The sequence below is a fragment of the Streptomyces sp. NPDC045695 genome (assembly GCF_056432025.1).
Genome location: NZ_JBWKJU010000011.1, coordinates 58,558 through 84,153, shown reverse-complemented (window position 1 = coordinate 84,153; position 25,596 = coordinate 58,558). Strand labels below are relative to the sequence as shown.

The window sequence follows — 25,596 nt, the reverse complement described above, 5'->3', positions numbered from 1 at the left end:
GCCATTGGGGCCGCACCATTGGTCCGATAAGTGGACTTCTCCGCGAGGCGTCGCATCACGCGCGACACGTATCCCCACGATGACCGAGGTGGCCCCCATGGCCCCATCACGCATCGTTCGATCCGGTTTCGAGAAGGAGCGGCGTCTATGAGCCCCGAGAACAACACCAAGTCAACCCTTGGTCCGCTGCCCAGGCGCAGCGGCTGGCTGGCTGGTGGCACCCTCGCATCGCTTGCCCTGGTCATGACGGGCATCTCCGGCCCCGCCTTCGCCAGCCCGCAGGGTGCGCAGGCGGCGCAGACGGTCACCACGGTGAGCACCGTGAGCGGAGGCAAGTGCTCGGACGAGCGCGACGACTACAACCACCCGCGGAAGGCCGACCAGGCCGGTCCGCGCGGTGGTGGCGGCGACGAGGGCTGCCAGGGCCCGACGGGTCCGACCGGCCCGCGGGGTCCGAAGGGTGACCCCGGCCCGTGCAGCGACGTCGACGCCTACCGGCCGAACGGCGCCACGGACCTCAAGGCCGTCCTCAGCAACGGCGTCGCGTACGCCGGTATCCGGGACCTCACGGGGCCGGGTTCCCCGACGCCGTTCCTCTGGTACGACCTGACGGACACCGAGACCGACTTCCCGAGGGACGCGTGCGCGATCTCCATCGCCGCGCAGAGCAGTGCCGAGGGGGGTGTCTCCATCCAGACGCTGACCCGCCGCGGCGAAGTCTGGGAGCTGACCTGCGACGTGCAGCAGGACCCGTCCCCCACCGTCGGCTTCGTCCTCGACTGCGAGACCGTGTGGAACGAGCTCACCACCCCGGTCCGCGGCGCGGACGGTCCGCCGCCGGTGCTCAACCGGAAGTAGTCACTCAGGCCCGCGTTCCGGGCCGCCGAAGTCCGGGCTCGTGAAGTCCGGGGGTGTGTAGCCGGGTCGGGGTCCCTCGGAGGGGGACCCCGGACTGGTGAAATCGGGCCGGGAGTATCCCAGACTGGGGATGCGCCCGGCCCCCGGCGTGCGGGGGGTCGGGTATCCCGCCCCCGCACTGGGATCGGCCAGCGCGTCCCGGAGGAACGGCATGATGCCGCGCTCCAGCAGTGCGTGACGCCAGGCCTCGCGAGCCCGCGCCACCTCGTCGGGTATCGCCTCGGTCTCGTCCGCCGCCACCTCGGTCGCGCTGTTGCGCACCGCCGTCACCAGCAGCCCGATCACGGCGAAGATCAGGGCGGCCACGGTGAGGCCGCCGAACAGCCAACCCGCCGTCAGCATCGTCTCGGCGAAGGCCGGTTCGGGATCGATCATCTTCAGGCTGTAGCCCACGAGCAGGAAGATCAGCATGGCGGTGCCCGCCAGGACCGGCGCGAGGACCGCGACCACGGCGCTGACGCCCACGCCACCGCCGCCGCCCTGCTCCCCGTACTCGTCCCCCGCCGCACCGGGTGCGGACAGGGACCCGTCACGCCGTTCCTCGCGGACCTTCACGTAGTGGTCGTACTCGGCCGCGGCGGCGGCCGCCAGCAGGGCGCTGGCGCCCTGGGCCATCGTGCGCAACTGTTCGGCGTTCAGCCGTTCGCCCAGGGTGGCGAGTTCGGGCCGGTCCTGCGCGGTGCGCAGCGCCTCGTCGAGGAGCCGGTCGAACTCAGGCCGGTCTTCGGTCAGCAGGTGCGGAGCGCTGGTCATGTGCATCCCCCGATGCTCCGTACAAGCCGGTATGCCCGCGTAGACCCGGGCGCCGGCGCAAACGGAGGAGAGCCTGCTACGGATAGAGCGATGGTAGAGCGCCCACACCACGCCGTGACAGGGGCTTTCTGGAAATACCCCTCTGCGTAACCTCTCAGTCGCTCAACGGCAGTTGTACGACAAGCAGTTTGCCGGCCATCGTCACCCCGCCGTCCATGGCGATGGCGAGCCCTTCCGCATAGACGTGCGGGCCGTCCACGGCCGGGCCGCGCGTCTCGTCGCCGTCCTCGGTGCCCACTTCGCCGAGCAGGTACGGGATGGGGCTGTGGCCGTGTACGACGCGCGTGCCGCCGTACGTGTCGAGCAGCTCGCGCACGGCCTGCGGGCCGCTGCCCTCGTCGCGGAAGGCGAACCGCTTGGTGAACTTGCGGAAGAGGTCCCAGGTGATGTCGGCGTCGCCCCGGTTGAGGAGCTCGTGGATGGTGTCGTTGACGTCCTCGATGGAGTCGCCGTAGTCGAGGTAGGCCGTGGTGTCGGAGTGCAGCAGCAGGTGGCCTTCCTCCAGGACGGCCGCGTCCAGGCGGGACATCCACTGGAGGTGGACGTCCTGCAGGCGCTCCATGTCGGTGCGCTGGCCGCCGTTGAGGAGCCAGGCGGCCTGGAAGGTGGCGGTGCCGGCGCCGGAGACGACGGGGGTGTCGCCGAACCGCTTCGCTCCGATCAGCAGCAGTTCGTGGTTGCCCATCAGCGCCTTGCAGTAGCCGCCGGCGGCGGCGGCCTCGGCGGACAGCCGCATGACGAGGTCGATGACGCCGATGCCGTCGGGGCCGCGGTCGGTGAAGTCGCCGAGGAACCAGAGCCGGGCGTTGCCGGCGGACCAGCGGCGTTCCGAGTCGATCAGGCCCTGGGCCTGGAGTTCGGCGACGAGCTCGTCCAGGTAGCCGTGGACGTCGCCGACGACGTAGAGCGGGCCGGGACCGGCGGCCGCCGGGGCGTCCTGGGGGACGTACTGGACCTGGACGGTGTCGCCGGGGCCACCGGCCGCACCGCGTCCGATGACGGGCAGGTCGCGGTAGGTCGGGGTGTAGCCGTCGAGGCCGTCGTCCTCGGGGGCCTGGGCGGCGGCGGGCGCCGGCGGCGCGCCGTCGCCGTAGTAGGCCGGGTACTCCCCGTACACGGGGACTTCGCCGGGATGCCCGGTGGATACGGCGTACGGGGCGGGTTCGGTGACTGGAACCCGGAAGTCCCGCAGCGTCTCCGTCCGCATCGCGGGTCCCTGACCGGCCCCCTGAGTCATCGACCCCTCCACCACCGTCGCGCTGCCGTACATCTGCGGACCCTCCTGACCTCTGGGGAGGAGGGTCTGTGATGTCGTGCGCCCATCATAGGAATGCGGCTCGCGCTCTGTGACGCACCAGGGGTGGTGAATCGTAGGCGGAGCCGATCGTTCCTACCGCTTTCTACCGATATCGGTGCTGCTGAAATCCTCGGCAGGGCCGTTGGCCAAGCCGACCGGACGGTCTGGCGGTCAGTCCTGGGCCGGTGAACGGGGTGGACTGACGGTCGTACGGGGCTGCCTGCGCTGGGACGAGGTGCGGATGATGAGCTCGGTCGGGACGACCTGTTCGACGGGGCGTCCGGTGTCCACTCCCTCGATCGCGTCGATCAGCAGCTGCACGACGGCGGTGCCGATGCGGCGCGGTTTGAGGGACAGGGTGGTGATCGGCGGTTCGGTGTTGGCGTAGACGGTGGACTCGCTGCAGCACACGAGCAGCAGGTCCTCGGGGACGCGCAGGCCGTAGCGCCGGGCGGCGGCGAGCAGGTCGGTGCCGTTGGGGTCGAAGAGCCCGTAGACGGCGTCGGGCCGGTCGGGGCGTGCGAGGAGCCGGTCGGCGGCGACGGCGCCCGCGCACGGATCGTGGGCGGGGTAGGACTCGTAGACGGGGTCCTGGCCGACGCGCGCGCACCAGTCGAGGTAGGCGGTCGTGGAGAGGCGGGTGTAGGTGTCGGTGGTGGTGCCGGTGAGCAGCCCGATCCGGCGGGCGCCCGCGGCGGCGAGGTGGTCGAGCAGGCCCAGTACGGCGGCCTCGTGATCGTTGTCGACCCAGGCGGTGACGGGGAGGGTGCCTGCCGGGCGGCCGTCGGAGACCACGGGCAGGCCCTGGCGGACCAGTTCGGTGACGACGGGATCGTGGTCGGAGGGGTCGATGACGACGGTGCCGTCGAGGGCCACGTTGGACCACACGTCGTGTCGGGAGGTGGCGGGGAGGATGACGAGGGCGTAGCCGCGGGCGAGTGCGGCGGAGGTGGCCGCTCTGGCCATCTCGGCGAAGTAGGCGAATTCGGTGAAGGTGAAAGGTTCATCCCCGTACGTGGTCACGGTCAGGCCGATGAGGCCGGACTTGCCGGTACGGAGGGTGCGGGCGGCGGCCGACGGGCGGTAGCCCAGACGGTCGGCCACCTCGCGAACGTGGCGGCGGGTGGCGTCGGGCAGCCGTCCCTTGCCATTGAGCGCGTCGGAGACGGTTGTGATGGAGACGCCCGCCGCAGCGGCCACGTCCCTGATGCCTGCCCGGCTCTGTCGGCCGGCGGCCCGCCGGGTGGTCTCGGTCCGGCTCACCTGATGCTTCCCTGCTGCTGTCATGGCGAGCCGATAGTAGGGCTCGGGGGGTGGGGTGGCCCGTGTGCATATGCACCCGTTGACAGGCACGATTCTGCATGGTCCGCCACCCCCAATGACCTTGGAAATAAAGGCATTTGATCGCTGCGGGCGGCCGTGAAGCTTGTCGGCGGGTCCGGGCATGCCAAAACGGTGTGGTCTCGGACTGGTCTCAACTCACCTGCACGGGGGATGCGCGCCACGGCGCAGGCCACCGGCGCGCGCATATATGCGCGCGCTCCCCCGCATTCCAGGCGCCCCCATTCTCGGGAGAGCGGAATCCTCATAAGGTGAGCAGTATTGAGTCGACGGCGACGTCGTACGGGACGGTCGAGGAGGACCTGCGGTGAGCGAGAAGAGCCCGAAGCTGCGCGCCGAGCTGGACGGCATTCCGACATATAAGCCCGGCAAGCCGGCTGCCGCGGGAGGTCCCGTCGCGTACAAGCTGTCTTCGAACGAGAACCCGTACCCGCCGCTGCACGGGGTGCTGGAGAGCGCCGTCGCGGCCGCCGGCAGCTTCAACCGGTACCCCGACATGGCCTGCACCGGCCTCGTGAACGAGCTCGCGGAGCGGTTCGGCGTGCCGGCGGACCACGTGGCCACCGGCACCGGCTCGGTGGGTGTGGCCCAGTCGCTGATCCAGTCGACGGCCGGTCCGGGCGACGAGGTCATCTATGCCTGGCGCTCCTTCGAGGCGTACCCGATCATCGTGCAGATCTCGGGCGCCACGTCCGTGCAGGTGCCGCTGACCGAGGGCGATGTGCACGACCTGGACGCCATGCTCGCGGCGATCACCGAGCGGACCCGGCTGATCTTCGTCTGCAACCCGAACAACCCCACCGGCACCGCCGTGCGCCGCGCGGAGCTGGAGCGGTTCCTGGACCAGGTGCCCTCGGACATCCTGGTGGTCCTGGACGAGGCGTACCGCGAGTTCGTGCGCGACACGGACGTGCCGGACGGCATCGAGCTCTACCGCACCCGCCCCAACGTGGCGGTGCTGCGTACGTTCTCCAAGGCGTACGGGCTCGCGGGCCTGCGGGTCGGCTTCGCGGTGGCGCACGAACCGGTGGCCGCGGCGCTGCGCAAGACGGCGGTTCCCTTCGGCGTCAGCCAGCTCGCGCAGGACGCGGCCGTGGCCTCGCTGCGTGCCGAGGACGAGCTGATGGGCCGCGTGGGGGCGCTGGTGTGCGAGCGCACGCGGGTCCACGAGACGCTGCTCGCGCAGGGCTGGAACGTGCCGGACACCCAGGCGAACTTCGTGTGGATGCGGCTGGGGGAGCGGACGGCCGACTTCGCGGCGGCCTGCGAGAAGGCCGGTGTGGTGGTCCGGCCCTTCGCGGGCGAGGGCCTGCGGGTCACGATCGGTGAGACCGAGGCGAACGACCTCTTCCTGCACACGGCGGAGGCGTTCTTCAAGGAGCTGTAGCCGGACGCGGGGGGCCGCCCGCGTTACGGGCGTTACGGGCGTTACGCGAGTTACGGGCGTTACGCCCGTTCCACGCGGACGGGGTCCCCGTCGCGGACGGTGGACAGCAGGCGGGGGTCGCCGTCGAACGAGCCGAGCACGTTGCACGGGCTCGCCAGGCGGCTCTCGCCCCCGCGCGAGATGGGCGTGGGGCCGTAGGGCAGCGCGAGAGCGTCGCCCTCGGTCCAGAAGGCGACCGTGCCGGGCTCGACGACCTGCCGGGCGTCGTGTTCGAGGGCCGCGCTGACGCCGGTGCCGAAGTAGACCTCCTCGCCCCAGGTGTGGGCGGAGGCGGAGATCGGCAGGGCCTCGACCAGAGCCTTGCTGGTCGGGGTCTCGTCGAGGGTCGCGGTGAGGTGGCCCGCAGGCCAGGAGATTCGAATCTTCATGAGCCGTATTCAACAATCTGTTGAATTGATTGGCTAGAGGGGTACCCCGCCTGAAGGGCGTCGGGAGCGGTGCGCCATAATGCTTGTGAATGTGAACGCGTTCACAAGCGTGTCCTGCTTTCTCCCGGATTGAGTGGGACACACCAGGCACTTGCCGCTGTGACCACGGCGACGCGAAGGAGACGAGGACGTGGATCTAGCTTTGGCGCCGGAGACGCTGGCGCGCTGGCAGTTCGGCATCACCACCGTCTATCACTTCCTCTTCGTACCCCTGACGATCTCGCTCGCCGCCCTCACCGCGGGCCTCCAGACCGCATGGGTGCGCACCGGGAAGGAGAAGTACCTCGGAGCCACGAAGTTCTGGGGAAAGCTCTTCTTGATCAATATCGCGATGGGTGTCGTCACCGGCATCGTCCAGGAGTTCCAGTTCGGAATGAACTGGTCCGACTACTCGCGATTCGTCGGTGACGTCTTCGGAGCCCCCCTGGCCTTCGAAGCGCTGATCGCCTTCTTCTTCGAGTCCACCTTCATCGGGCTGTGGATCTTCGGCTGGGACAAGCTGCCGAAGAAGATCCACCTCGCCTGCATATGGATGGTGTCGATCGGCACCATCCTGTCCGCCTACTTCATCCTGGCGGCCAACTCCTGGATGCAGCACCCGGTCGGATACCGCATCAACGAGGAGCGGGGCCGGGCCGAGCTCACCGACTTCTGGCTCGTGCTCACCCAGAACACCGCGCTCACCCAGTTCTTCCACACCATCACGGCCGCCTTCCTGGTCGGCGGCGCGTTCATGGTCGGCATCGCCGCCTTCCACCTCGCGCGCAAGAGGCACGTCCCCGTGATGCGCAGCTCGCTGCGGCTCGGCCTGGTCGTCATGATCATCGCCGGTATGGGCACCGCCATCAGCGGTGACCTGCTCGGCAAGGTCATGTTCAAGCAGCAGCCGATGAAGATGGCCGCCGCCGAGGCGCTCTGGGACGGCGAGGCGCCGGCACCCTTCTCCGTCTTCGCCTACGGCGACGTCGAGAAGGGCCACAACAAGGTCGCCATCGAAATCCCGGGTGTGCTGTCCTTCCTGGCGAACGACGACTTCACCTCGTTCGTCCCGGGGATCAACGACGTCAACAAGGCCGAGCAGGAGAAGTTCGGGCCCGGGGACTACCGGCCCAACATCCCGGTCGCCTACTGGGGCTTCCGCTGGATGATCGGCTTCGGCATGGCCTCGCTCGGTGTCGGCGTCCTGGGCCTCTGGCTGACCCGCAAGAAGTTCATGCTGCCGCCCGGCCTGCGCACCGGGGAGGACGAGGTGCCGAACCTGGTCCTCTTCAAGAAGGCGCTGAGCCCGAAGTTCGCCACCCTGTACTGGATCGTCGCCCTCTGGACCATGGGCTTCCCGCTCATCGCCAACTCCTGGGGCTGGATCTTCACCGAGATGGGCCGCCAGCCGTGGGTGGTCTACGGAGTCCTGCGCACCCGGGACGCGGTCTCGCCGCACGTCTCCCAGGGCGAGGTGCTCACCTCGATGATCGGCTTCACCCTGCTCTACGCCGTACTCGCCGTCATCGAGGTCAAGCTCCTCCTCACGTACGTCAAGGCCGGACCGCCCGAGCTCACCGAGGCCGACCTCAACCCGCCCACCAAGATCGGCGGGGACGACAAGAACTCCGACCGGCCGATGGCCTTCTCGTACTGAGGCTGAGGAGACCACACCATGCAACTCCACGACGTCTGGTTCGTACTCATCGCCGTCCTGTGGACCGGCTACTTCTTCCTGGAGGGCTTCGACTTCGGGGTCGGCGTCCTGACCAAGCTGCTCGCCCGCGACCGCAAGGAGAAGCGGGTTCTGATCAACACGATCGGGCCCGTGTGGGACGGCAACGAGGTCTGGCTGCTCACCGCGGGCGGTGCCACCTTCGCCGCCTTCCCGGACTGGTACGCCACCCTGTTCTCCGGCTTCTACCTGCCGCTGCTGCTCATCCTGGTCTGCCTGATCATCCGCGGTGTCGCCTTCGAGTACCGGCACAAGCGGCCCGAGGACCGCTGGCAGACCAATTGGGAACACGCGATCTTCTGGACCTCGCTGATCCCCGCGTTCCTGTGGGGCGTCGCCTTCGCCAACATCGTGCGCGGCGTGAAGATCGACCAGAACAAGGAGTACGTCGGCACCGTGCTCGACCTGCTCAACCCCTACGCGATGCTCGGCGGTCTGGTCACCCTCACCCTGTTCACCTTCCACGGCGCGGTCTTCGTCTCGCTCAAGACCGTGGGTGAGATCCGGGAGCGCTCGCGGAAGCTGGCCACCCGGCTGGGTGCGGCCACCGCCGTGCTGGCCCTGGTCTTCCTGACCTGGACCCAGTTCACGCGCGGCGACGCCAAGAGCCTGGTCGCCATGGGCGTCGCCGTGCTCGCGCTGGTGGGGGCCCTCGGCTTCAACCTCGCGGGCCGTGAGGGCTGGTCGTTCGCCCTGTCCGGGGTCACCATCGCGGCGGCCGTCGGGATGCTCTTCCTGACGCTCTTCCCGAACGTCATGCCGTCCTCGCTGGACGACGCCTGGAACCTCACGGTCACCAACGCCTCGTCCAGCCCGTACACCCTGAAGATCATGACCTGGCTCGCGGCAGTGGCCACTCCGCTCGTCCTGCTCTACCAGGGCTGGACGTACTGGGTGTTCCGCAAGCGGATCGGTACGCAGCACATCGCGGACGCGCACTGATCCGGGCTCCTCTGTCCGGCCCCGCCGGACCCTGCCTCGCCGGACCCTGCCTCGCCTGACCCTGCCTTGCCTGACCTGACTGACCCTGCCGAGGGGATGTTTCACGTGAAACCGATCGACCCGCGCCTGCTCCGGTACGCCCGTTCCACCCGCCTCTTCCTGGGGGCGGTGGTGGCCCTGGGGCTGGCCGGGGCGGGGCTGGTCGTCGGTCAGGCGATGCTGATCGCCGAGATCGTGGTCGGTGCCTTCGAGGAGGGGCTGGGCGCCGAAGGGCTCCGGACGCCGCTGCTGCTGCTCGCGGCGGTGGCGCTGGGGCGCGGCCTGATCGCCTGGCTGACGGAACTGGCCGCGCACCGCGCCGGCGCGGCGGTCAAGTCGCAGCTGCGGAGCCGGCTGCTGGACCGGGCCGCGGACCTCGGGCCCGGGCGGCTGGACCGTCGGGGGACGGGCTCGCTGGTGGCACTGGCCACCCGGGGCGTGGACGCGCTCGACGACTACTTCTCCCGCTACCTGCCCCAGCTGGGGCTCGCGGTGGTCGTGCCGGTGGCGGTGCTCGCCCGTATCGTCACCGAGGACTGGGTGTCGGCGGCCATCATCGTGGTCACGCTGCCCCTCATCCCGCTGTTCATGATCCTGATCGGCATGGCCACCCAGTCCCGGATGGACCGCCAGTGGCGGCTGCTGTCGCGGCTGTCGGGGCACTTCCTCGACGTGGTGGCGGGACTTCCCACACTGAAGGTCTTCGGCCGGGCCAAGGCGCAGGCCGAATCGATCCGCAAGATCACCGACGACTACCGGCGCGCGACGATGCGGACCCTGCGCATCGCCTTCCTCTCCTCCTTCGCGCTGGAGCTGCTGGCGACCCTGTCGGTGGCGCTGGTGGCCGTGACCATCGGCATGCGACTGGTCCACGGCGAACTGGACCTCTACACCGGACTGGTCATCCTGATCCTCGCGCCCGAGGCCTACCTGCCGCTGCGGCAGGTGGGGGCGCAGTACCACGCGGCCGCGGAAGGACTGTCCGCCGCGGAGGAGATCTTCGAGGTCCTGGCGACCCCGGTCGCGGGGCCGGGTGGCGGGGCCCGGCTGCCGGCGGGCGCTCCCCTGCGGATCGAGATCGAGGACGTCGCGGTCCGCCACGAGGGCCGGGGCGAGGACTCGCCGCGGCCCGTCTCCTTGACCGTCGGTCCGGGGGAGTGTGTGGCCCTCACCGGCCCGAGCGGGGCGGGTAAGTCCACCTTGCTCCAGGTCCTGCTGGGGTTCGTGACGCCCACCGCCGGCCGGGTACGGATCGCGGGGGTGGACCTGGCGGAGCTGTCGCCGGCGCAGTGGCGCGAGCAGATCGCGTGGGTGCCGCAGCGGCCGCACCTGTTCGCCGGGACCATCGCGGAGAACGTACGGCTGGCCCGCCCGGCGGCATCCGACGCCGAGGTGGCGACGGCGTTGCAGGACGCCGGGGCAGGGGACTTCGTGGCGGCCCTGCCGCGCGGGGCGGACACCCTGCTGGGCGAGGGCGGCGCGGGACTGTCCGCCGGTCAGCGCCAGCGCCTGGCCCTGGCGCGGGCGTTCCTGGCGGACCGGCCCGTACTGCTGCTGGACGAGCCGACGGCGGCCCTGGACGGCGAGACCGAGGCGGGTGTCGTGGACGCGGTCCGGCGGCTGGCCGTCGGGCGCACCGTGCTGCTGGTCGTGCACCGGCCGGCGCTGCTCGCCGTCGCCGACCAGGTGGTCCCGCTGGCGGCGGGGGAAGGCGCGGCGCAGGCTCGCACCGACGGCCCCCTCCCCGGCCCCGCTGCCGCCCCGAGCCGGACGCCCACCGCCGGGGCCCCGGCCCCGGGCGCCGGGGAGTGGATCCTCGGTACCGCACCCGAGCCGCTGCGGCCCGGCGGCGGGAGCGATGCGGGCGGAGCCGATCCGCTGCGCCGGGTGCGCGAGGTGGCCCGTGCGTGGCAGGGACGGTTCCGGCTCGGGCTACTGCTCGGGGCGCTGGCCGTCGGGTGCGGCGTCGGCCTGATGGCCGTATCGGGCTGGCTGATCTCCAGGGCCTCCGAACAGCCGCCCGTGCTCTATCTGATGGTGGCCGTCACCGCCACCCGGGCCTTCGGGCTGGGGCGCGCCGTCTTCCGCTACGCCGAGCGGATCGTCTCGCACGACGCCGTGCTGCGGATGCTCGCCGACCTGCGGGTGTCCGTGTACCGGCGGCTGGAGCGCATCGCGCCCGCAGGGCTGCGCGAGCACCGGCGCGGGGACCTGCTGGCCCGTCTGGTGGCCGACGCCGACGCCCTGCAGGACTACTGGCTGCGCTGGCTGCTGCCGGTCGCCACCGCGGTGCTCGTCGGCGCCGGCTCGGTCGCCTTCACCACCTGGCTGCTGCCCGGTGCCGGAGCCGTACTCGCCGTCGGGCTGCTCGCCGCCGGAATCGGGGTGCCGCTGGTCAGCGGGGCCTGCGCCCGCCGTGCGGAGCGGAGGCTGGCCCCCGCCCGGGGCGAACTCGCCACCCGGGTGGCCGATCTGCTCACCGGAACCGCGGAGCTGACCGTGGCCGGCGCCCTGGAGGACCGCAAGGGCCGGGCACGTCAGAGCGACGCCCTGCTGACGCGCATCGCCGCGCGGGGCGCCGCCGCGGCCGGTCTGGGCGGCGGTCTGTCCGCCCTCGTCTGCGGCCTCACCGTCGTGGCCGCCGCGGCCGTCGCCGCGACGGCCGTCCACGAGGGACGTCTGTCCGGGGTGGCCATGGCCGTCGCGGTCCTGACCCCGCTCGCCGCCTTCGAGGCGGTGAACGGACTCCCGCTCGCCGTCCAGTACCGCCAGCGGGTGCGCCGTAGCGCCGAGCGGGTCTACGAGGTCATCGACGCGCCGGCCCCGGTCGACGAGCCGGAGCACGCCGCTGCGGCCCCCGCCTCACCCTTCCCGCTGCGGCTGACGGGGCTCGCCGCCCGCCACCCCGGCCAGGAGCGGGACGCGCTGCGCGGTCTCGACCTGACCTTGGAGGCCGGCCGCCGCATCGCCGTCGTCGGCCCCTCGGGCTCCGGCAAGACCACCCTGGCCCAGGTCCTGCTCCGTTTCCTGGACCCCCGCGAAGGCGCGTACACCCTGGGCGGGACCGACGCGCGCACGCTGGACGGCGACGACGTACGCGCTCGGGTGGGACTGTGCGCCCAGGACGCGCACCTCTTCGACAGTTCGGTCCGGGAGAACCTGCGGCTCGCCAGGACCGACGCGAGCGAGCGGGAGCTGCGGGAGGCGCTGGCGGCGGCCCGGCTGCTGGACTGGGCGGACGGCCTTCCCGACGGGCTGGACACCCTCGTCGGCGAACACGGAGAGCGGATCTCCGGCGGCCAGCGTCAGCGGCTCGCCCTGGCCCGGGCGCTGCTCGCGGACTTCCCCGTACTGGTCCTCGACGAGCCGGCCGAGCACCTGGACCTGGCCACGGCGGACGCCCTGACGGCGGATCTGCTGGCCGCGACCGAGGGCCGTACCACCGTGCTGATCACGCACCGGCTGGCCGGGCTGGAAGCGGTGGACGAGGTGCTCGTGCTGGAGCGCGGTGAGGTCGTGCAGCGGGGCGCGTACGCGGAGTTGGCCGCGGCCGAGGGGCCGCTGCGCCGGCTGCTGGAGCGGGAGCGGGAGACCGACGGGACGCTGGCCGGCGTTCCCGTCTAGACGTTGGCCGGCTTTCCCGTCCAAAGGGGACTAACTAGTCTCAAGACCATGCCAGCGCAGCGGTCTCAGCAAGTGCCGGATCCCGTCTCGGATCCATCGACGGGGACGCCGGACCCCCTGGTGGCCGCCGCCCAGGCCACCAGGAGCTTGCAGGGACTGTCCACCGAGCTGACGGCCAGGGTCCCGCAGCTGCTGGAAGCCATGCGGTCGGTCGGTACCGGCCTCGAACTCCACTCCACCCTGGACCGCATCTGCGAGACCGCGGCCGAGCTCGCGGACGCCCGGTACGCGGCGATCGGCGTCGTCGACACGGAGGGCCGCGGGCTCACGGACTTCGTCACGTACGGGATGAGCGCGGAGCTGGCCCACAAGATCGGGAACCGTCCGGACGGGAAGCGCGGCCTGCTGGGAGCACTGATCTCGCACCCCGGCACGGTCCGGCTGGCCGATCTGACGAAGGACCCGCGCGCGGAGGGCTTCCCGGCGCACCACCCGCCCATGAAGACCTTCCTCGGCGTCCCCATCCGGGTGCAGGGAGAGATCTTCGGCAACCTGTACCTCGCCGAGAAGAAGGGCGGCGGTGAGTTCAACGACTACGACGTCCACATGGTCCGGGTCCTGGCCACCGAAGCGGGCATCGCCGTCGGCAACGCCCGGCTGTACGAGGCCGCCACCCAGCGGGAGCGCTGGATCGACGGCTCGGTGGCCGTCACCACCGCCCTCCTGTCGGGCGGCGACGCCGACGACGCCCTCGCGGTGGTGGCCGAGCAGGCCCGCCACCTCGCCGACTCCGCCGCCGGGATCGTCCTGCTGCCCGCCGAGGAGGGCGGCATGGAGATCGTCGCCGTCTCGGCCGAGAATCCGGCCACCTCGCTCGGCCTGGTGGTCCCGGCCGAGAGCCCGGTGGTGGACAGCCTGCTGCGCGGCGAGCCGGTCTTCGTGGACGACGCGGCCCGCGACCCCCGCATGGCCAGCAAGCTGACCAGCCAGTACGGGCCGTGCATGATGCTGCCCCTGCACAGCGGCGGGCGGGTACTGGGGGCGCTGGTCACCCCCCGGGCGCGCGGCGAGCGGCCGTTCAGCGAGGCCGAGCGGACCCTGGCCACGCAGTTCGCCTCGCAGGCCGCGCTCGCCCTGATGACGGCCGAGGCCCAGCGCGACCGGGAGCGGCTCGCGGTGTTCGAGGACCGTGACCGGATCGCCCGTGACCTGCACGACCTGGTCATCCAGCGGCTGTTCGCCACCGGGCTGATGCTGGAGGGAGCCCAGCGCCGCTCCATCGTCCCGGAGGTCCGCGACGGGGTGGGAAAGGCCGTGGAAGAGCTGGACGTGACCATCCAGGAGATCCGCACCGCGATCTTCGCCCTCCAACAGGGCCCGGCGGAAGCCCCGTCGGGGCTGCGGACCCGGGTGCTGCGGGAGATCAACATGGCTGCCGTGCCGCTCGGCTTCAAGCCCGCGCACCGCTTCCTCGGCCCGATCGACGCGGCCGTCGGCGACCTCGTGGGCAAGAACCTGATCGCCGCGTTGCGGGAGGCCCTGTCCAATGCCTTCCGCCACGCCCACGCGTCCCGGATCGAGGTGGTCGTGGACTGCACCGTCACCCTCGCCGACGGCCGGCCGGGGGTGCGCCTGGAGGTCGCCGACGACGGGGTGGGCATCCCGGAGGGCGGCCGGCGCAGCGGGCTGCGGAACTTGCGCCGACGGGCCGAGGCGCTGGGCGGCGCGAGCTCGTACGGCCCGGGTCTCGGCGAGGACGGTGGCGGGACCACCCTGGTGTGGGAGGCCCCGCTTTAGGCCGTCTCTTGCTGGGACCGAAAAGGGTCCCCGCGTCGCGGCACGCCGGGGGTTTGGCTCAGACCTGCCGCTGGGCGATGTGGTCGGCCAGGATGCGCTCGATGACGAGGGCGACGCCGTCCTCGTTGTTGGCGACCGTGCAGCCGGACGCGGCCGCGATCACATCGGGGTGCGCGTTGCCCATCGCGTACGAGGTGCCCGCCCAGCTCAGCATTTCCAGGTCGTTCGGCATGTCGCCGAAGGCGACGACCTCGGCGGGGGAGATGCCGCGCTCGGCGCAGCACAGTGCCAGCGTGCTGGCCTTGGAGACGCCCGGCCCGCTGATCTCCAGCAGGGCCGTGGGACTGGAGCGGGTGATCGACGCATAGGCGCCGGCGGCGGAGCGGGCCAGTGCCAGGAACGCGTCCGGGGCGAGCTCGGCGTGGTGCGCCAGCAGCTTGAGTACCGGCGCGGCGCTGTCGTCCGTGTCCTCGGCGAGCAGCTTCTCGGCGGTGGCGACCCTGGCGCCCGGATCCTTGAAGAACGGCGGGTAGGCGGGCTCGTAGTTGATGCCGGTGGTCATCTCGACCGCGAAGGACGTCCCGGGCGCCGCAGCCCGCAGGGCCTCGACGACAGTGAGTGCGATACCCCGCTGGAGGGCCCTGACCTGCACGAACTCCCGTCCTGCATGCAAGTCGACGACCGCCGCGCCATTGGCGCAGATCGCGAGGCCGTGCCCGTGGACGTGGTCGCTGACCACATCCATCCAGCGGGCCGGCCGGCCGGTGACGAAGAAGACCTCGATACCGGCCTCCTCGGCGGCGGCGAGCGCGGCGATGGTGCGCGGCGAGACGGTCTTGTCATCGCGCAGCAGGGTGCCGTCGAGATCGGTGGCGATGAGCCGGGTCGTGGGGGTTGGCCCGTCCGGGCACTGGGGAGCCGAGGTCACTGCTCCATCTTCGCCCATGGCCGGGGAGGGCCCGACCAGGGCCGACGCTCCTGGCTGCTCTCCAGCCGCTCCCCTGCCTTCCAGGGCTTCTTCCGCCCCACGGGGAGGCGATGTTTCACGTGAAACATCGCCTCCCCGTACGCTCGACGCATGAGTCTGCGTCTGAGCACGGTGATCCTCCCGGTACGTCGATGGCACGAGGGAGGTCGCGACCAGTGGCTCCGCGCTGAGCAGCTCGGATTCCACACCGCCTACACCTACGACCACCTGTCCTGGCGGTCCTTCCGTGACGGGCCCTGGTTCGGGGCGGTCCCCACGCTGACGGCAGCAGCCGCCGCCACCGAGCGACTGCGTCTGGGCACGCTCGTCACCTCGCCGAACTTCCGCCACCCGGTGACCCTCGCCAAGGACCTGATGAGCCTGGACGACATCTCCGGCGGGCGGTTCACCCTGGGCATCGGCGCGGGCGGCAACGGCTTCGACGCGACCGCGCTGGGCCAGGAGGCCTGGTCCCCCCGTGAGCGCGCCGACCGCTTCGCCGAGTTCGTGCCGCTGCTGGACCAGTTGCTGACCGAGGGCTCGGTGAGCCACGAGGGCACCTTCTACTCCGCCGAGGAAGCCCGCAACATCCCCGGCTGCGTGCAGCGGCCGCGGCTGCCGTTCGCGATCGCCGCGACCGGCCCGCGCGGTCTGCGGCTCGCCGCCCGGCACGGCCAGGCCTGGGTGACCACCGGTGATCCGAAGCTCTTCGCCGAGGGCACGCCCGAGCAGTCGCGTGAGGCCCTGCGCGGACAGCTCGCACGGCTCGACAAGGCGTTCGAGGAGATCGGGCGGGAGCCCGGGCCCATGGAGAAGATCCTCCTGACGGGCTTCACGCCGGAGGCCAACTCCGTGCTGGAGTCGCTGGACGCGTTCGTCGACTTCGCCGGCCGCCACCGCGAGCTGGGCTTCACCGAAATCGTCATCCACGCGCCGATCCCGGACTCCGACTTCGCCGCCGACGAGGCCGTCTTCGAGAAGATCGCCACCGACGCCCTGGCCCAGCTCGACGGCTGAGCCCGCGGGCGGGCGTCAGGGGAAGCGCAGGAACTCCGGCGGCACGGCGTCCACCAGCCACACCCCGTTGGCGCTGATGCGAAAGACGTGCCCGGCCGCGCGCATCGCCCCGGCGTCCACGCTGAGCACCACGGGCCGGCCGCGTCGTGCACCGACCCGGGTCGCCGTCTCCCGGTCGGGGGACAGGTGTACATGGTGGCGGGCCATCGGACGCAGGCCCTCGGCGCGGATCGCGTCGAGGGCCGCGGCGATGGTGCCGTGGTAGAGGTACGAGGGCGGTTCGGCCTCGGGAAGGTCCAGATCCACGGCGACCGTGTGCCCCTGGCTGGCCCGGATCCGGGTTCCCTCAACGGCGAACCGCTGCTTGTCGTTGGCGGCGACGACGTGGTCGAGGTCGGCGCGGCTGAAGGGGAAGCCGTGCGCGGCGGCGGCGCGCAGAAGGTCGTCGATCTCCACCCAGCCCTGGGGATCGAGCACCAGTCCGATGCGTTCCGGCTGGTGCCGCAGGTGTTTCGAGAGGTACTTCGACACCTTGACGGTGCGTCTTTCATCCATGACCCCCAGCGTGCCCGGTCGCGGGCTCCTCCGGCATGGATTTTCCGACCGCTGACGGCGTGGACACCCCCTATCGCGCTTCCAAGATGCGGAATATATTTTCCGCTGTCACTTCTGTTCAGGGGGAGAAACCATGACAGCCCATACCTCTCTGCCACGCCGTGCCGCTGCCGAGCTGATCGGTACCGCCGGCCTGCTCGCGGTCGTGATCGGCTCGGGCATCAAGGCCGCCGAGCTCAGCCCTGACGCCGGTGTCGCCCTCATGGCCAACTCGCTCGCCTCGGCCGTCGGCCTCGGGCTGGTCATCACCCTGTTCGGCCCGCTGTCCGGCGCCCACCTCAACCCGGTGGTCACCCTCACCTCCTGGTGGGCCCGCCGGACCGGCGGTGAGGGGCTCGGCGGCCGGGCGGCGCTCGTCTACAGCGCCGCCCAGACCGCCGGAGCCGTCGTGGGCGCCCTCCTGGCGGACGCCATGTTCGGCCGCGCCCCGGGCACCTTCTCCACCCAGGTGCGCGAGGGCGGCCACCTGCTCGTCGGTGAAGTCGTCGCCACCACCGGTCTCGTCCTCCTGATCCAGGGCCTGCAGCGGATCGGGCGCCCGAAGCTCATCCCGGCGGCGGTGGCCGCGTACATCGCCGCCGCGATCTGGTTCACGTCGTCCGGCTCCTTCGCCAACCCGGCCGGCACCATCGGACGCAGCTTCAGTGATTCCTTCACCGGCATCGCCCCGCAGTCGCTGCCCGGCTTCGTCGCCGCCCAGCTGCTCGGCGCGATCCTCGGCCTGGCCCTCGCCGCCTTCCTGTACGGGAACGGGGCGTCCGGGAGCGGGGCGGCAGAGAACGGGGCAGCCGCGAGCGGGACGTCCGGCACGCCCCGGCCGGAGGCGGCCCTGGCCGATGCCGGTCCGGTGGACGGCGCGACCCCCGCCAAGGCGGCGTACGAGGCGGTGGGCTGAGACCCCACGGGGAGCCAGCGCCGTCCCGCGGGCTAAGACACCGCCTCCGTTACCCACAGGTGAACCGGACTTGTCCACAGCCGTTTGGGCGGGTTTTGACGGCAAACGCGTGATCCGCCCTGTGGAAGCTGTGGACTACCGACCGCCCGGCGCTACCGCTCGCCCCGGCGCGCCAGATCGTTCATCATCCGGGCCTGCAGCTCCCGTTCCGTCGCGGCCCGAACGAACTCCGCGACGTGTTCGGAGCCCACCAGCTCCTGCACCGCCCGTACCGTGCCGACGGGCAGCGCCACCGGAGAGGGGCCCGAAGGCTGTGGGGCCCCGGGCGCCCCCAGGTGCCGCTGCAAGTGCCGGGTCGCGAAGAGCCGCATCGCCCGCGCCAGCTCGGCGTCCACGGTCTGCTGGGCCAGCGGCCGCAGCCGCCGCACCATCGTCGCCGCCTCGGCCGCGTCCGCGTCCGTAGGAGGCACCTGCTCCAGGTAGCGCGCGAAGACGTGCTCGGTGGTGAACTCCAGGAACCGCGAGGCGATGTGCTCCACCTGACCTCGCAGTTCGCGCAGATGTCCGGTGATGGCCGACAGCGGGACCCCGGCGGCGTACAGCTCGGCGGCCACCGCCAGCTCCTGCGGCGACGGCACGAGGAACTGGTCGGGGCTGCCCGGGATCCGCTCCAGCACCCCGAGCTCGCAGGCCTCGCCGACCGCGTCGTCGTCCGGCCGGCCGCCGAACCGTTCGTTGAGCTCGTCCCGGCTGATCCGGGCCGCCTCCTCGTCGGTCCACGGCCCGTGCACCTCGGCGACCAGGCCCAGGACGCCGCCCAGCCCGCGCCCGGCGTCCCAGGCCTCCAGCAGTTCCTTGATGGAGGCCAGGGTGTAGCCGCGGTCGAGCAGGTCCGCGATCTGGCGCAGCCGCGCCAGATGCGTGTCCCGGTAGACGTTGGAGCGGCCGCGCCGCTCCGGTTTCGGCAGCAGCCCGCGGTCCTGGTACGCCCGGATCGTGCGCACGGTCGCCCCGCTGTGGTGCGCCAGATCCTCGATCCGGTATTCGGCTACTGCCTGATCGGACAACCCCGGCTCCCTACGACATCGCGGCTCGGCCGGCCGCGCCGCGAGCCGCGGCCCGGGCGGCCGGTGCAGCCGCGAGGCACTCGACCGCCCTGCGCAGTGAGTCCTCCTGCGTGGGATGGTACGACCGCCGCGAGGAGCGGGGTATGGCCGCGGCGAGCCCTCTGCCGTACGGGGCCGCGGTCACAGCCTGGGCTCCACCTTCGCCAGGCGCCGCAGGGTGCGCGGGGCGAAGCGGGACATCCACAGGGCGCCCTTGGATTCCGGGGTCACGGGGACGAGGGCCTCGTTGCGCACGACGGCCCGCAGGATCGCGTCGGCGACCTTCTCAGGCGGGAAGTTGCGCAGCCCGTACAGCCGCGAGGAGCGTTCCTGGCGGCGCTTCTCCTCGGCCGCGTCCACCCCGGCGAAACGGGAGGTGGCGGTGATGTTGGTGTTGACGATGCCGGGGCAGATCGCGGAGACACCGATCGACTTCGAGGCCAGCTCCGCCCGCAGGCACTCCGACAGCATCAGCACCGCGGCCTTCGAGGTGCTGTAGGCGGGCAGGGTCCTGGACGGCAGGTAGGCCGCGGCAGAGGCGGTGTTGACGATGTGCCCGCCCTGGCCGCGCTCGGCCATCTGCTTGCCGAATATCCGGCAGCCGTGGATGACGCCCCACAGATTGACGTCCAGGACCTTCTTCCAGTCCTCGGTGCTCGTGTCGAGGAAGGCCCCGGACAGGCCGATCCCGGCGTTGTTGACCAGGACGTCCACGATCCCGTATTCGGCGGCGACCTTCGCCGCGAGCTTCTCCATCGCCTGCTCGTCGCTGACGTCCACGCACTCGCCCCAGGCCTCGGGGGCGCCGACGAGGCGGGCCATGTCGGCCGTGCGCGCCGCGCCCTCGCCGTCCCGGTCGACGGCCACCACGCGGGCCCCGGCCTCGGCGAAGGCGAAGGCGGTGGCCCGGCCGATGCCGCTCGCCGCGCCGGTCACCAGGACCAGCTGGCCGTGGAAGCGGTCGGCGTACTTGCCCGGAGCCTTGCGCTCCGGCGCCCGTGTGGCCGGTTCCTCCCGGGTGGTCACGAAGTCGGTGATCCAGGCGGCCAGTTGGTCGGGCCGGGTCCGGGGTACCCAGTGCTTGGCGGGCAGGCTCCGCCGCAGCAGGTCCGGGGCCCACCGCTCCAGCCCGTCGTAGAGCCGCTCGGAGAGGAAGGCGTCCTCGGTCGGGGTGATCAGCTGGACCGGTACGTGCGCGTACGCGTCCGGCCGCGGCCGGCGCAGCCGCGCACGCACGTTGTCGCGGTAGAGCCAGGCTCCGTGCGCCGCGTCCGAAGGCAGCGAAGCGGTGGGGTAGTCGCCGGCCGGGATCTTCTCGGCGCGCTGGAGGATCGCCGGCCAGCGCTTGCCGAGCGGACCGCGCCAGGCGAGCTCCGGCAGGACGGGGGTGTGCAGCAGGTAGATGTACCAGGACTTGGCACCCTGGCCGAGGAGCTGCGCCACCGCTCGCGGGGTGGGCCGCGACCTGCGCTTCTTGAGCCAGTGCCCGAAGTGGTCGAGGCAGGGCCCCGACACCGAGGTGAAGGAGGCGATCCGCCCCTCGGTACGGCCGACCGTCGCGAACTCCCAGCCCTGTACGGAGCCCCAGTCATGGCCGACCAGGTGCACCGGCCGGTCCGGGCTGACCGCGTCCGCCACCGCCAGGAAGTCGTCGGTCAGCTTCTCCAGGGTGAAACCCCCGCGCAACGGCTGCGGAGCGGTGGAGCGCCCGTGGCCGCGTACGTCGTAGAGCACGACGTGGAAGCGGGTCGCCAGCCGCTCGGCGACCTCGGACCAGACCTCTTTGCTGTCGGGGTAGCCGTGCACCAGCACGACGGTCGGGCGGTCCGCCTCGCCGAGCTCGACGACGCACAGCTCCACCCCGCCGGTGCTCACCCGGCGCTCGCGCGCCCCAGCCGGTCCGGCCGTTCCCGCTCCGGTGATGCCGTCCTTGCCGCTCATGCCGCTCATGCTGCCTTCTCCTCGGCCCAGCGCCGCACGTGCGGCAGATCGTCGTCCAGCCAGAACGCGCTCTCCTCGGGATCCAGGGAGTCGGTGACCACCAGGATCTCCTCGAACTTCGCGCCGGTGCCCCGGAACCCCAGATGCGGCTCCACCGCCCACAGTCCGGGCTGCGGCGGATGGTCGGAGAAGTGGTACGGGCTCCACAGCGGGGACCAGCCCTCACGGTGCCCGTGCAGCATGTCCCCGGCCAGCCCCTTGAGGGACTGCGTGCCGAAGCCGAACGCGGTCGGCGACCAGCGTCGCTCCTTGATCCGGTCGATCTTGTGGGCGATCACACCGAACGGATAGGCGCGGTGCCGGTTGGCGTACCCCTGCCGGTTCATGAGCTGCTCGACGTTCTCGTATATCTCGCGCAGCGAGCGGCGCTCCCGCACCTGCTCCAGGATCAGCACGCGATGGGCCTGGAGGTCGGCCATGAGCCGGTCCTGGACCGGATTGAGCCCGAGGCTGCCGGAATAGCCGATGTCGGCCGCGCATCCCTTGAGGACCGGTGCCATGTCGAGGATGAAGGGCATCCCCGGCTCCAGCTTCCGGTCCGTGGGGAAGAACTGCAGCGGGATCCTGAAGTTCGTGAAGGCGGTGCGGTCACCGAACCAGGCGAAGGGCAGGTGCAACCAGTCCCGCACCCCGCGCTCGCGCAGCCACTCGCGCTGCATCCGTGCGGCCTCGCGCTCGGTCACGCCCGGCCGCAACTGGGCCGCGACCTCCTCGGCGCACTCGTACGCGAGGCGCTGCACCTCCCTGAACCCGCCCAGGTCGACAGCGGGTTTCCCGGAGAGCCGTCCGGAGAGTCGCGTGGTGCGTTGCTTGGTGTCCCCAGCCATGTCAGCCCGCCCATCCATGCAGCCGTACGCGCCCGTAACTTGACACTGATGAATGTGACAATGACCGGAGATCACGTCAAGGGCCGTGCACAGACCTGTGGATAAAGTTGTCGCGGCGGCATCAGCCTCCCGTACGGGTATGTACGCCGTAAGGCTGAGACGCGATCCAGCTCCAGGTCTGACGTTTCACGAGGGCTCCACCACTAACGTCGGAGCCGTGACTGTCATCGCGACTGAAAGCCTGAGCAAGCGGTATCCCCGAGTGACCGCCCTCGACCGGCTCTCCTTGGACATCGGGCCCGGCGTGACCGGCCTCGTGGGCGCCAACGGGGCCGGCAAGTCCACGCTGATCAAAATTCTGCTGGGACTGTCCCCCGCCACCGAGGGCAGCGCCGCCGTGCTCGGCCTCGACGTCACCACGCATGGCAGCGCCATCCGTGAACGCGTCGGCTACATGCCCGAGCACGACTGCCTGCCACCCGACGTCTCCGCCACCGAGTTCGTCGTCCACATGGCGCGCATGTCCGGGCTGCCGCCCACCGCGGCCCGCGAGCGCACCGCCGACACCCTGCGCCACGTCGGGCTGTACGAGGAGCGCTACCGCCCCATCGGCGGCTACTCCACCGGTATGAAACAACGCGTCAAACTCGCCCAGGCGCTGGTCCACGACCCGCAGCTGGTCCTCCTCGACGAGCCGACCAACGGCCTGGACCCGGTGGGCCGCGACGAGATGCTCGGCCTGATCCGCCGCGTCTACACGGACTTCGGCATCTCCGTCCTGGTCACCTCCCACCTCCTGGGTGAGCTGGAGCGGACCTGCGACCACGTCGTGGTCGTCGACGGCGGCAAGCTGCTGCGCTCCAGTTCCACCAGCGACTTCACCCAGACGACCACGACCCTCGCGGTCGAGGTCACCGACTCCGACATCCACCCGGACGGCACGGCCGCCCTGCGGGGGGCGCTCACCGCGGCGGGCATCACCCTGCACGCGGGCACGGAGCAGGGCCTGCCCGGCGCCGGCCACATCCTGCTGGTCGAGGCCACCGGCGAGGAGACGTACGACACCGTCCGCGACACCGTCGCCGATCTAGGTCTCGGCCTGGTCCGCATGGAACAGCGCCGCCACCACATCGCGGAGGTCTTCCGCGACAACGACCCGTCCTCGTACCCCGTCCAGCAGAAGGGAGCCGGTTCCGATGGCGCCTGACACCTCGACCCAGATCCACAACATCGGCTACCGGTCCTACGACGGCCCCCGGCTCGGCCGCGCCTACGCCCGCCGGTCGCTGTTCTCGCAGTCCCTGCGCGGCGCCTACGGACTCGGCCGCTCCGCCAAGTCCAAGATCCTGCCGATGATCCTCTTCGCGGTGATGTGCGTCCCCGCGCTGATCCTCGTCGCGGTCGCCATCAACCTCCCCGGCTCCACCACCCTGCCGATCAAGTACACGACGTACGCCGTGACCACGCAGGTGATCGTCTACCTCTTCCTCGCCTCCCAGGCCCCGCAGTCCGTCTCGCGGGACCTGCGCTTCAAGACGGTGCCGCTCTACTTCTCACGGCCCATCGAACGCGTCGACTACGTGGTGGCCAAGTACGCGGCCATGGCCTCGGCCCTGTTCGCCCTCACCGCCACTCCGCTGCTGATCATGTGGATCGGCGCGCTCCTGGCGAAGTTCGACTTCGCCGACCAGACCAAGGGATTCGGACAGGGACTGGTGTCGGTTCTGCTGCTGTCGCTGCTCTTCTCCGGCCTCGGCCTCGTCATGGCCGCGCTCACCCCGCGCCGCGGGTTCGGCGTCGCCGCCGTCATCGCCCTGCTGCTGATCCCCTACGGCGCGGTCACCGCGGTGCAGGGCGTCGCCTACTCCACCGGGAACACCGGACCCATCGAGTGGATGGGCCTGTTCTCCCCGATCACGCTCATCGACGGCCTGCAGACCGCCTTCCTCGGCGCCGAGTCCTCCTTCCCCGGTGGCGAGGGCCCCTCGGGCGGCGTCGGCATCGTCTACCTGCTCGTCATCCTCGGCCTCATCGTCGGCTCCTACGCCGCCCTGATGGCCCGCTACCGGAAGGCCGGGCTGTGACCACCATCGACATCGACCACACCTCCCGCTGGTTCGGGAACGTCGTCGCCGTCAACGACGTGACCATGCGCATCGGCCCCGGCGTCACCGGACTGCTGGGCCCCAACGGCGCGGGCAAGTCCACGCTCATCAACATGATGGGCGGCTTCCTCTCCCCCTCCACGGGCACCGTCACCCTCGACGGCACCGCGATCTGGGGCAACGAGCAGGTGTACAAGCAGATCGGTGTCGTGCCCGAGCGCGAGGCCATGTACGACTTCCTCACCGGCCGTGAGTTCGTCGTCGCCAACGCCGAGCTCCACGGTCTCGATGACGCCGCCGCCCAGCGGGCGCTCGCCACGGTCGAGATGGAGTACGCCCAGGACCGCAAGATCTCCACCTACTCCAAGGGCATGCGCCAGCGCGTGAAGATGGCCTCCGCCCTGGTTCACGACCCGTCCGTGCTGCTCCTGGACGAGCCCTTCAACGGCATGGACCCGCGCCAGCGCATGCAGCTGATGGACCTGCTGCGGCGGATGGGCGACGAGGGACGCACCGTCCTGTTCTCCTCCCACATCCTGGAGGAGGTCGAACAGCTCGCCTCGCACATCGAGGTGGTCGTCGCCGGCCGGCACGCCGCCTCCGGCGACTTCCGCAAGATCCGCCGCCTGATGACGGACCGCCCGCACCGCTACCTCATCCGCTCCTCCGACGACAGGGCCCTCGCCGCGGCCCTGATCGCCGACCCCTCCACCGCCGGCATCGAGGTCGACCACAAGGAGGGCGCACTGCGCATCCAGGCCGTCGACTTCGGCCGGTTCACCGAGCTGCTCCCCCGTGTGGCCCGTGCCCACGGCATCCGGCTGCTGACGGTCTCGCCCTCCGACGAGTCCCTCGAATCGGTCTTCTCCTACCTCGTCGCGGCCTGAAAGGAGCTGGCACCCATGTATGACCCCACCGTTGCCCGGCTCACCTACCGGGCCCTGCTCGGCCGGCGCCGTGCGCTGATCCTCTTCGCTCTGCCCGCCCTGCTGATCCTCATCGCCCTCGCCGTCCGCGGCTTCGCGGGCGTGGACGACAAGGTCGCCGCGGACCTGCTGGGGGGCTTCGCCCTCGCCACCATGGTTCCGCTGATCGGCGTCATCGCCGGGACCGGCGCCATCGGCCCCGAGATCGACGACGGCTCCATCGTCTACCTGCTCGCCAAGCCCGTGAAGCGCCCGACGATCATCATGACCAAGCTGATCGTCGCGATCGCCGTCACCATGGCCTTCTCCGCGATCCCCACCCTGATCGCCGGGTTCATCCTCAACGGCAACGGTCAGCAGATCGCCGTCGCCTACACGGTCGCGGCCCTCGTCGCCTCGATCGCCTACAGCGCGCTCTTCCTGCTGCTGGGCACCGTCAGTCGGCACGCGGTCGTCTTCGGCCTGGTCTACGCACTGATCTGGGAGTCGCTCTTCGGCAGCCTGGTCTCCGGCGCCAAGACCCTCAGCGTCCAGCAGTGGGCCCTGTCCCTCGCCGAGCGGGTCGCCGGACCCGGCTACGTCGACGCCAGCGTCGGCCTGCCCACCGCCGCGATCCTGCTCGCCACGGTCACCGTCGGCGCCACCGTCTACGCGGGCCAGAAGCTGCGCCGCCTCACCCTGGCGGGCGACGAGTAGACCCGGTGGTGCCCGCACCCCCTCCGAAGCTCTGCCCCGCCCGGCCCATCAGCCAGGCGGGGCACAGCTTTGCGGGTCATC

The 25,596-nt window shown here is 71.2% G+C and carries 21 protein-coding genes and 1 pseudogene; 12 read left to right on the top strand and 10 right to left on the bottom strand.

What is annotated here, in order from left to right:
• Positions 1 to 147 precede the first annotated feature (147 nt).
• On the top strand, positions 148 to 858 hold the full coding sequence (locus AC07DU_RS20405) for a hypothetical protein (protein ID WP_479029286.1): 711 nt from the start codon (positions 148 to 150) through the stop codon (positions 856 to 858).
• Here AC07DU_RS20405 and AC07DU_RS20400 read toward each other — a convergent pair whose 3' ends face one another.
• The 3 genes from AC07DU_RS20400 to AC07DU_RS20390 form a co-directional block, all read right to left on the bottom strand.
• Positions 859 to 1,677 (bottom strand): hypothetical protein, encoded by an 819-nt coding sequence (locus AC07DU_RS20400; protein WP_479112750.1) that lies wholly within the window; start codon positions 1,675 to 1,677, stop codon positions 859 to 861.
• 148 nt (positions 1,678 to 1,825) lie between these two features.
• A complete protein-coding gene (locus tag AC07DU_RS20395; RefSeq protein ID WP_453370719.1) occupies positions 1,826 to 3,001 on the bottom strand; it encodes a metallophosphoesterase in 1,176 nt (391 codons plus the stop codon).
• A 198-nt stretch (positions 3,002 to 3,199) separates the two neighbouring features.
• Positions 3,200 to 4,315, bottom strand: coding sequence for a LacI family DNA-binding transcriptional regulator (locus AC07DU_RS20390; protein WP_360900262.1), 1,116 nt, complete (start codon positions 4,313 to 4,315; stop codon positions 3,200 to 3,202).
• Positions 4,316 to 4,676: 361 nt separating this feature from the next.
• Here AC07DU_RS20390 and hisC point away from each other — a divergent pair, with 361 nt between their 5' ends.
• A complete protein-coding gene (hisC, locus tag AC07DU_RS20385; protein WP_360900259.1) occupies positions 4,677 to 5,756 on the top strand; it encodes a histidinol-phosphate transaminase in 1,080 nt (359 codons plus the stop codon).
• A 59-nt stretch (positions 5,757 to 5,815) separates the two neighbouring features.
• Here hisC and AC07DU_RS20380 read toward each other — a convergent pair whose 3' ends face one another.
• Positions 5,816 to 6,184, bottom strand: a complete 369-nt coding sequence (locus tag AC07DU_RS20380) for a cyclophilin-like fold protein (RefSeq protein ID WP_479112748.1) — start codon at positions 6,182 to 6,184, stop codon at positions 5,816 to 5,818.
• A gap of 190 nt (positions 6,185 to 6,374) precedes the next feature.
• Between AC07DU_RS20380 and AC07DU_RS20375 the strand changes: the two genes are divergently transcribed.
• The 4 genes from AC07DU_RS20375 (at position 6,375) to AC07DU_RS20360 (ending at position 14,360) form a co-directional block, all read left to right on the top strand.
• Positions 6,375 to 7,880, top strand: a complete 1,506-nt coding sequence (locus tag AC07DU_RS20375) for a cytochrome ubiquinol oxidase subunit I (protein WP_360900252.1) — start codon at positions 6,375 to 6,377, stop codon at positions 7,878 to 7,880.
• 18 nt (positions 7,881 to 7,898) lie between these two features.
• On the top strand, positions 7,899 to 8,900 hold the full coding sequence (gene cydB / locus AC07DU_RS20370; protein ID WP_479029280.1) for a cytochrome d ubiquinol oxidase subunit II: 1,002 nt from the start codon (positions 7,899 to 7,901) through the stop codon (positions 8,898 to 8,900).
• 105 nt (positions 8,901 to 9,005) lie between these two features.
• Positions 9,006 to 12,563 carry a thiol reductant ABC exporter subunit CydD gene (gene cydD, locus AC07DU_RS20365; protein WP_479112746.1) on the top strand — a complete coding sequence of 1,186 codons (3,558 nt, stop codon included), beginning with the start codon at positions 9,006 to 9,008 and terminating at the stop codon, positions 12,561 to 12,563.
• Positions 12,564 to 12,611: 48 nt separating this feature from the next.
• Positions 12,612 to 14,360 (top strand): sensor histidine kinase, encoded by a 1,749-nt coding sequence (locus tag AC07DU_RS20360; RefSeq protein ID WP_479112744.1) that lies wholly within the window; start codon positions 12,612 to 12,614, stop codon positions 14,358 to 14,360.
• 58 nt (positions 14,361 to 14,418) lie between these two features.
• On the opposite strand, the gene AC07DU_RS20355 is transcribed toward AC07DU_RS20360, so the two are convergent.
• A complete protein-coding gene (locus AC07DU_RS20355) occupies positions 14,419 to 15,306 on the bottom strand; it encodes a Cof-type HAD-IIB family hydrolase (protein ID WP_479029274.1) in 888 nt (295 codons plus the stop codon).
• 132 nt (positions 15,307 to 15,438) lie between these two features.
• On the opposite strand from AC07DU_RS20355, the gene AC07DU_RS20350 reads away from it, so the two are divergent.
• A complete protein-coding gene (locus tag AC07DU_RS20350; RefSeq protein ID WP_360900237.1) occupies positions 15,439 to 16,344 on the top strand; it encodes an LLM class flavin-dependent oxidoreductase in 906 nt (301 codons plus the stop codon).
• Positions 16,345 to 16,359: 15 nt separating this feature from the next.
• Here the strand turns inward: AC07DU_RS20350 and AC07DU_RS20345 are convergent, their stop codons facing one another.
• Positions 16,360 to 16,899 (bottom strand): RNA 2'-phosphotransferase, encoded by a 540-nt coding sequence (locus AC07DU_RS20345; protein ID WP_360900235.1) that lies wholly within the window; start codon positions 16,897 to 16,899, stop codon positions 16,360 to 16,362.
• 133 nt (positions 16,900 to 17,032) lie between these two features.
• Here AC07DU_RS20345 and AC07DU_RS20340 point away from each other — a divergent pair, with 133 nt between their 5' ends.
• Complete coding sequence (locus tag AC07DU_RS20340; protein ID WP_479112742.1) at positions 17,033 to 17,854, top strand: aquaporin; 822 nt, start codon at positions 17,033 to 17,035, stop codon at positions 17,852 to 17,854.
• Between the two features lie 152 nt (positions 17,855 to 18,006).
• On the opposite strand, the gene AC07DU_RS20335 is transcribed toward AC07DU_RS20340, so the two are convergent.
• The 4 genes and pseudogenes from AC07DU_RS20335 to AC07DU_RS20320 all read right to left on the bottom strand — a co-directional run bounded on the left by AC07DU_RS20335 (position 18,007) and on the right by AC07DU_RS20320 (position 21,788).
• Entirely contained in the window at positions 18,007 to 18,921 is a 915-nt protein-coding gene (locus AC07DU_RS20335) for a MerR family transcriptional regulator (RefSeq protein WP_479112740.1), read from the bottom strand.
• Positions 18,922 to 18,931: 10 nt separating this feature from the next.
• A pseudogene (locus tag AC07DU_RS20330) lies at positions 18,932 to 19,093 on the bottom strand (metal-dependent hydrolase); the annotation flags it as partial.
• 8 nt (positions 19,094 to 19,101) lie between these two features.
• Entirely contained in the window at positions 19,102 to 20,901 is a 1,800-nt protein-coding gene (locus tag AC07DU_RS20325; protein ID WP_479112848.1) for an SDR family oxidoreductase, read from the bottom strand.
• 5 nt (positions 20,902 to 20,906) lie between these two features.
• Positions 20,907 to 21,788, bottom strand: a complete 882-nt coding sequence (locus AC07DU_RS20320; RefSeq protein WP_360900228.1) for a M24 family metallopeptidase — start codon at positions 21,786 to 21,788, stop codon at positions 20,907 to 20,909.
• Between the two features lie 217 nt (positions 21,789 to 22,005).
• On the opposite strand from AC07DU_RS20320, the gene AC07DU_RS20315 reads away from it, so the two are divergent.
• Genes AC07DU_RS20315 through AC07DU_RS20300 form a run of 4 tightly spaced genes read left to right on the top strand, consistent with a single transcriptional unit; the run spans position 22,006 to position 25,515 of the window.
• Entirely contained in the window at positions 22,006 to 22,995 is a 990-nt protein-coding gene (locus tag AC07DU_RS20315) for an ABC transporter ATP-binding protein (protein ID WP_479029268.1), read from the top strand.
• Positions 22,985 to 23,872 carry an ABC transporter permease gene (locus AC07DU_RS20310; RefSeq protein WP_479029266.1) on the top strand — a complete coding sequence of 296 codons (888 nt, stop codon included), beginning with the start codon at positions 22,985 to 22,987 and terminating at the stop codon, positions 23,870 to 23,872. Before AC07DU_RS20315 ends, AC07DU_RS20310 begins: the two co-directional genes overlap by 11 nt.
• Entirely contained in the window at positions 23,869 to 24,780 is a 912-nt protein-coding gene (locus tag AC07DU_RS20305) for an ABC transporter ATP-binding protein (protein WP_360900219.1), read from the top strand. The genes AC07DU_RS20310 and AC07DU_RS20305 overlap by 4 nt, the downstream gene beginning before the upstream one ends.
• Positions 24,781 to 24,795: 15 nt before the next feature.
• The gene (locus tag AC07DU_RS20300) at positions 24,796 to 25,515 is read left to right on the top strand and encodes an ABC transporter permease (protein WP_361940010.1); all 720 of its coding nucleotides are present in this window, start codon (positions 24,796 to 24,798) and stop codon (positions 25,513 to 25,515) included.
• The last annotated feature ends 81 nt before the right edge of the window (positions 25,516 to 25,596 follow it).

What these genes read in the sequence shown, in the direction of transcription:
- AC07DU_RS20405 (WP_479029286.1), top strand. Translation starts at nt 148, where the DNA reads ATGAGCCCCGAGAACAACACCAAGTCAACCCTTGGTCCGCTGCCCAGG.
- AC07DU_RS20400 (WP_479112750.1), bottom strand. Translation starts at nt 1,677, where the DNA reads ATGCACATGACCAGCGCTCCGCACCTGCTGACCGAAGACCGGCCTGAG.
- AC07DU_RS20395 (WP_453370719.1), bottom strand. Translation starts at nt 3,001, where the DNA reads ATGTACGGCAGCGCGACGGTGGTGGAGGGGTCGATGACTCAGGGGGCC.
- AC07DU_RS20390 (WP_360900262.1), bottom strand. Translation starts at nt 4,315, where the DNA reads ATGACAGCAGCAGGGAAGCATCAGGTGAGCCGGACCGAGACCACCCGG.
- AC07DU_RS20380 (WP_479112748.1), bottom strand. Translation starts at nt 6,184, where the DNA reads ATGAAGATTCGAATCTCCTGGCCTGCGGGCCACCTCACCGCGACCCTC.
- cydB (WP_479029280.1), top strand. Translation starts at nt 7,899, where the DNA reads ATGCAACTCCACGACGTCTGGTTCGTACTCATCGCCGTCCTGTGGACC.
- AC07DU_RS20360 (WP_479112744.1), top strand. Translation starts at nt 12,612, where the DNA reads ATGCCAGCGCAGCGGTCTCAGCAAGTGCCGGATCCCGTCTCGGATCCA.
- AC07DU_RS20355 (WP_479029274.1), bottom strand. Translation starts at nt 15,306, where the DNA reads ATGGGCGAAGATGGAGCAGTGACCTCGGCTCCCCAGTGCCCGGACGGG.
- AC07DU_RS20350 (WP_360900237.1), top strand. Translation starts at nt 15,439, where the DNA reads ATGAGTCTGCGTCTGAGCACGGTGATCCTCCCGGTACGTCGATGGCAC.
- AC07DU_RS20345 (WP_360900235.1), bottom strand. Translation starts at nt 16,899, where the DNA reads ATGGATGAAAGACGCACCGTCAAGGTGTCGAAGTACCTCTCGAAACAC.
- AC07DU_RS20340 (WP_479112742.1), top strand. Translation starts at nt 17,033, where the DNA reads ATGACAGCCCATACCTCTCTGCCACGCCGTGCCGCTGCCGAGCTGATC.
- AC07DU_RS20325 (WP_479112848.1), bottom strand. Translation starts at nt 20,901, where the DNA reads ATGAGCGGCAAGGACGGCATCACCGGAGCGGGAACGGCCGGACCGGCT.
- AC07DU_RS20320 (WP_360900228.1), bottom strand. Translation starts at nt 21,788, where the DNA reads ATGGCTGGGGACACCAAGCAACGCACCACGCGACTCTCCGGACGGCTC.
- AC07DU_RS20310 (WP_479029266.1), top strand. Translation starts at nt 22,985, where the DNA reads ATGGCGCCTGACACCTCGACCCAGATCCACAACATCGGCTACCGGTCC.
- AC07DU_RS20300 (WP_361940010.1), top strand. Translation starts at nt 24,796, where the DNA reads ATGTATGACCCCACCGTTGCCCGGCTCACCTACCGGGCCCTGCTCGGC.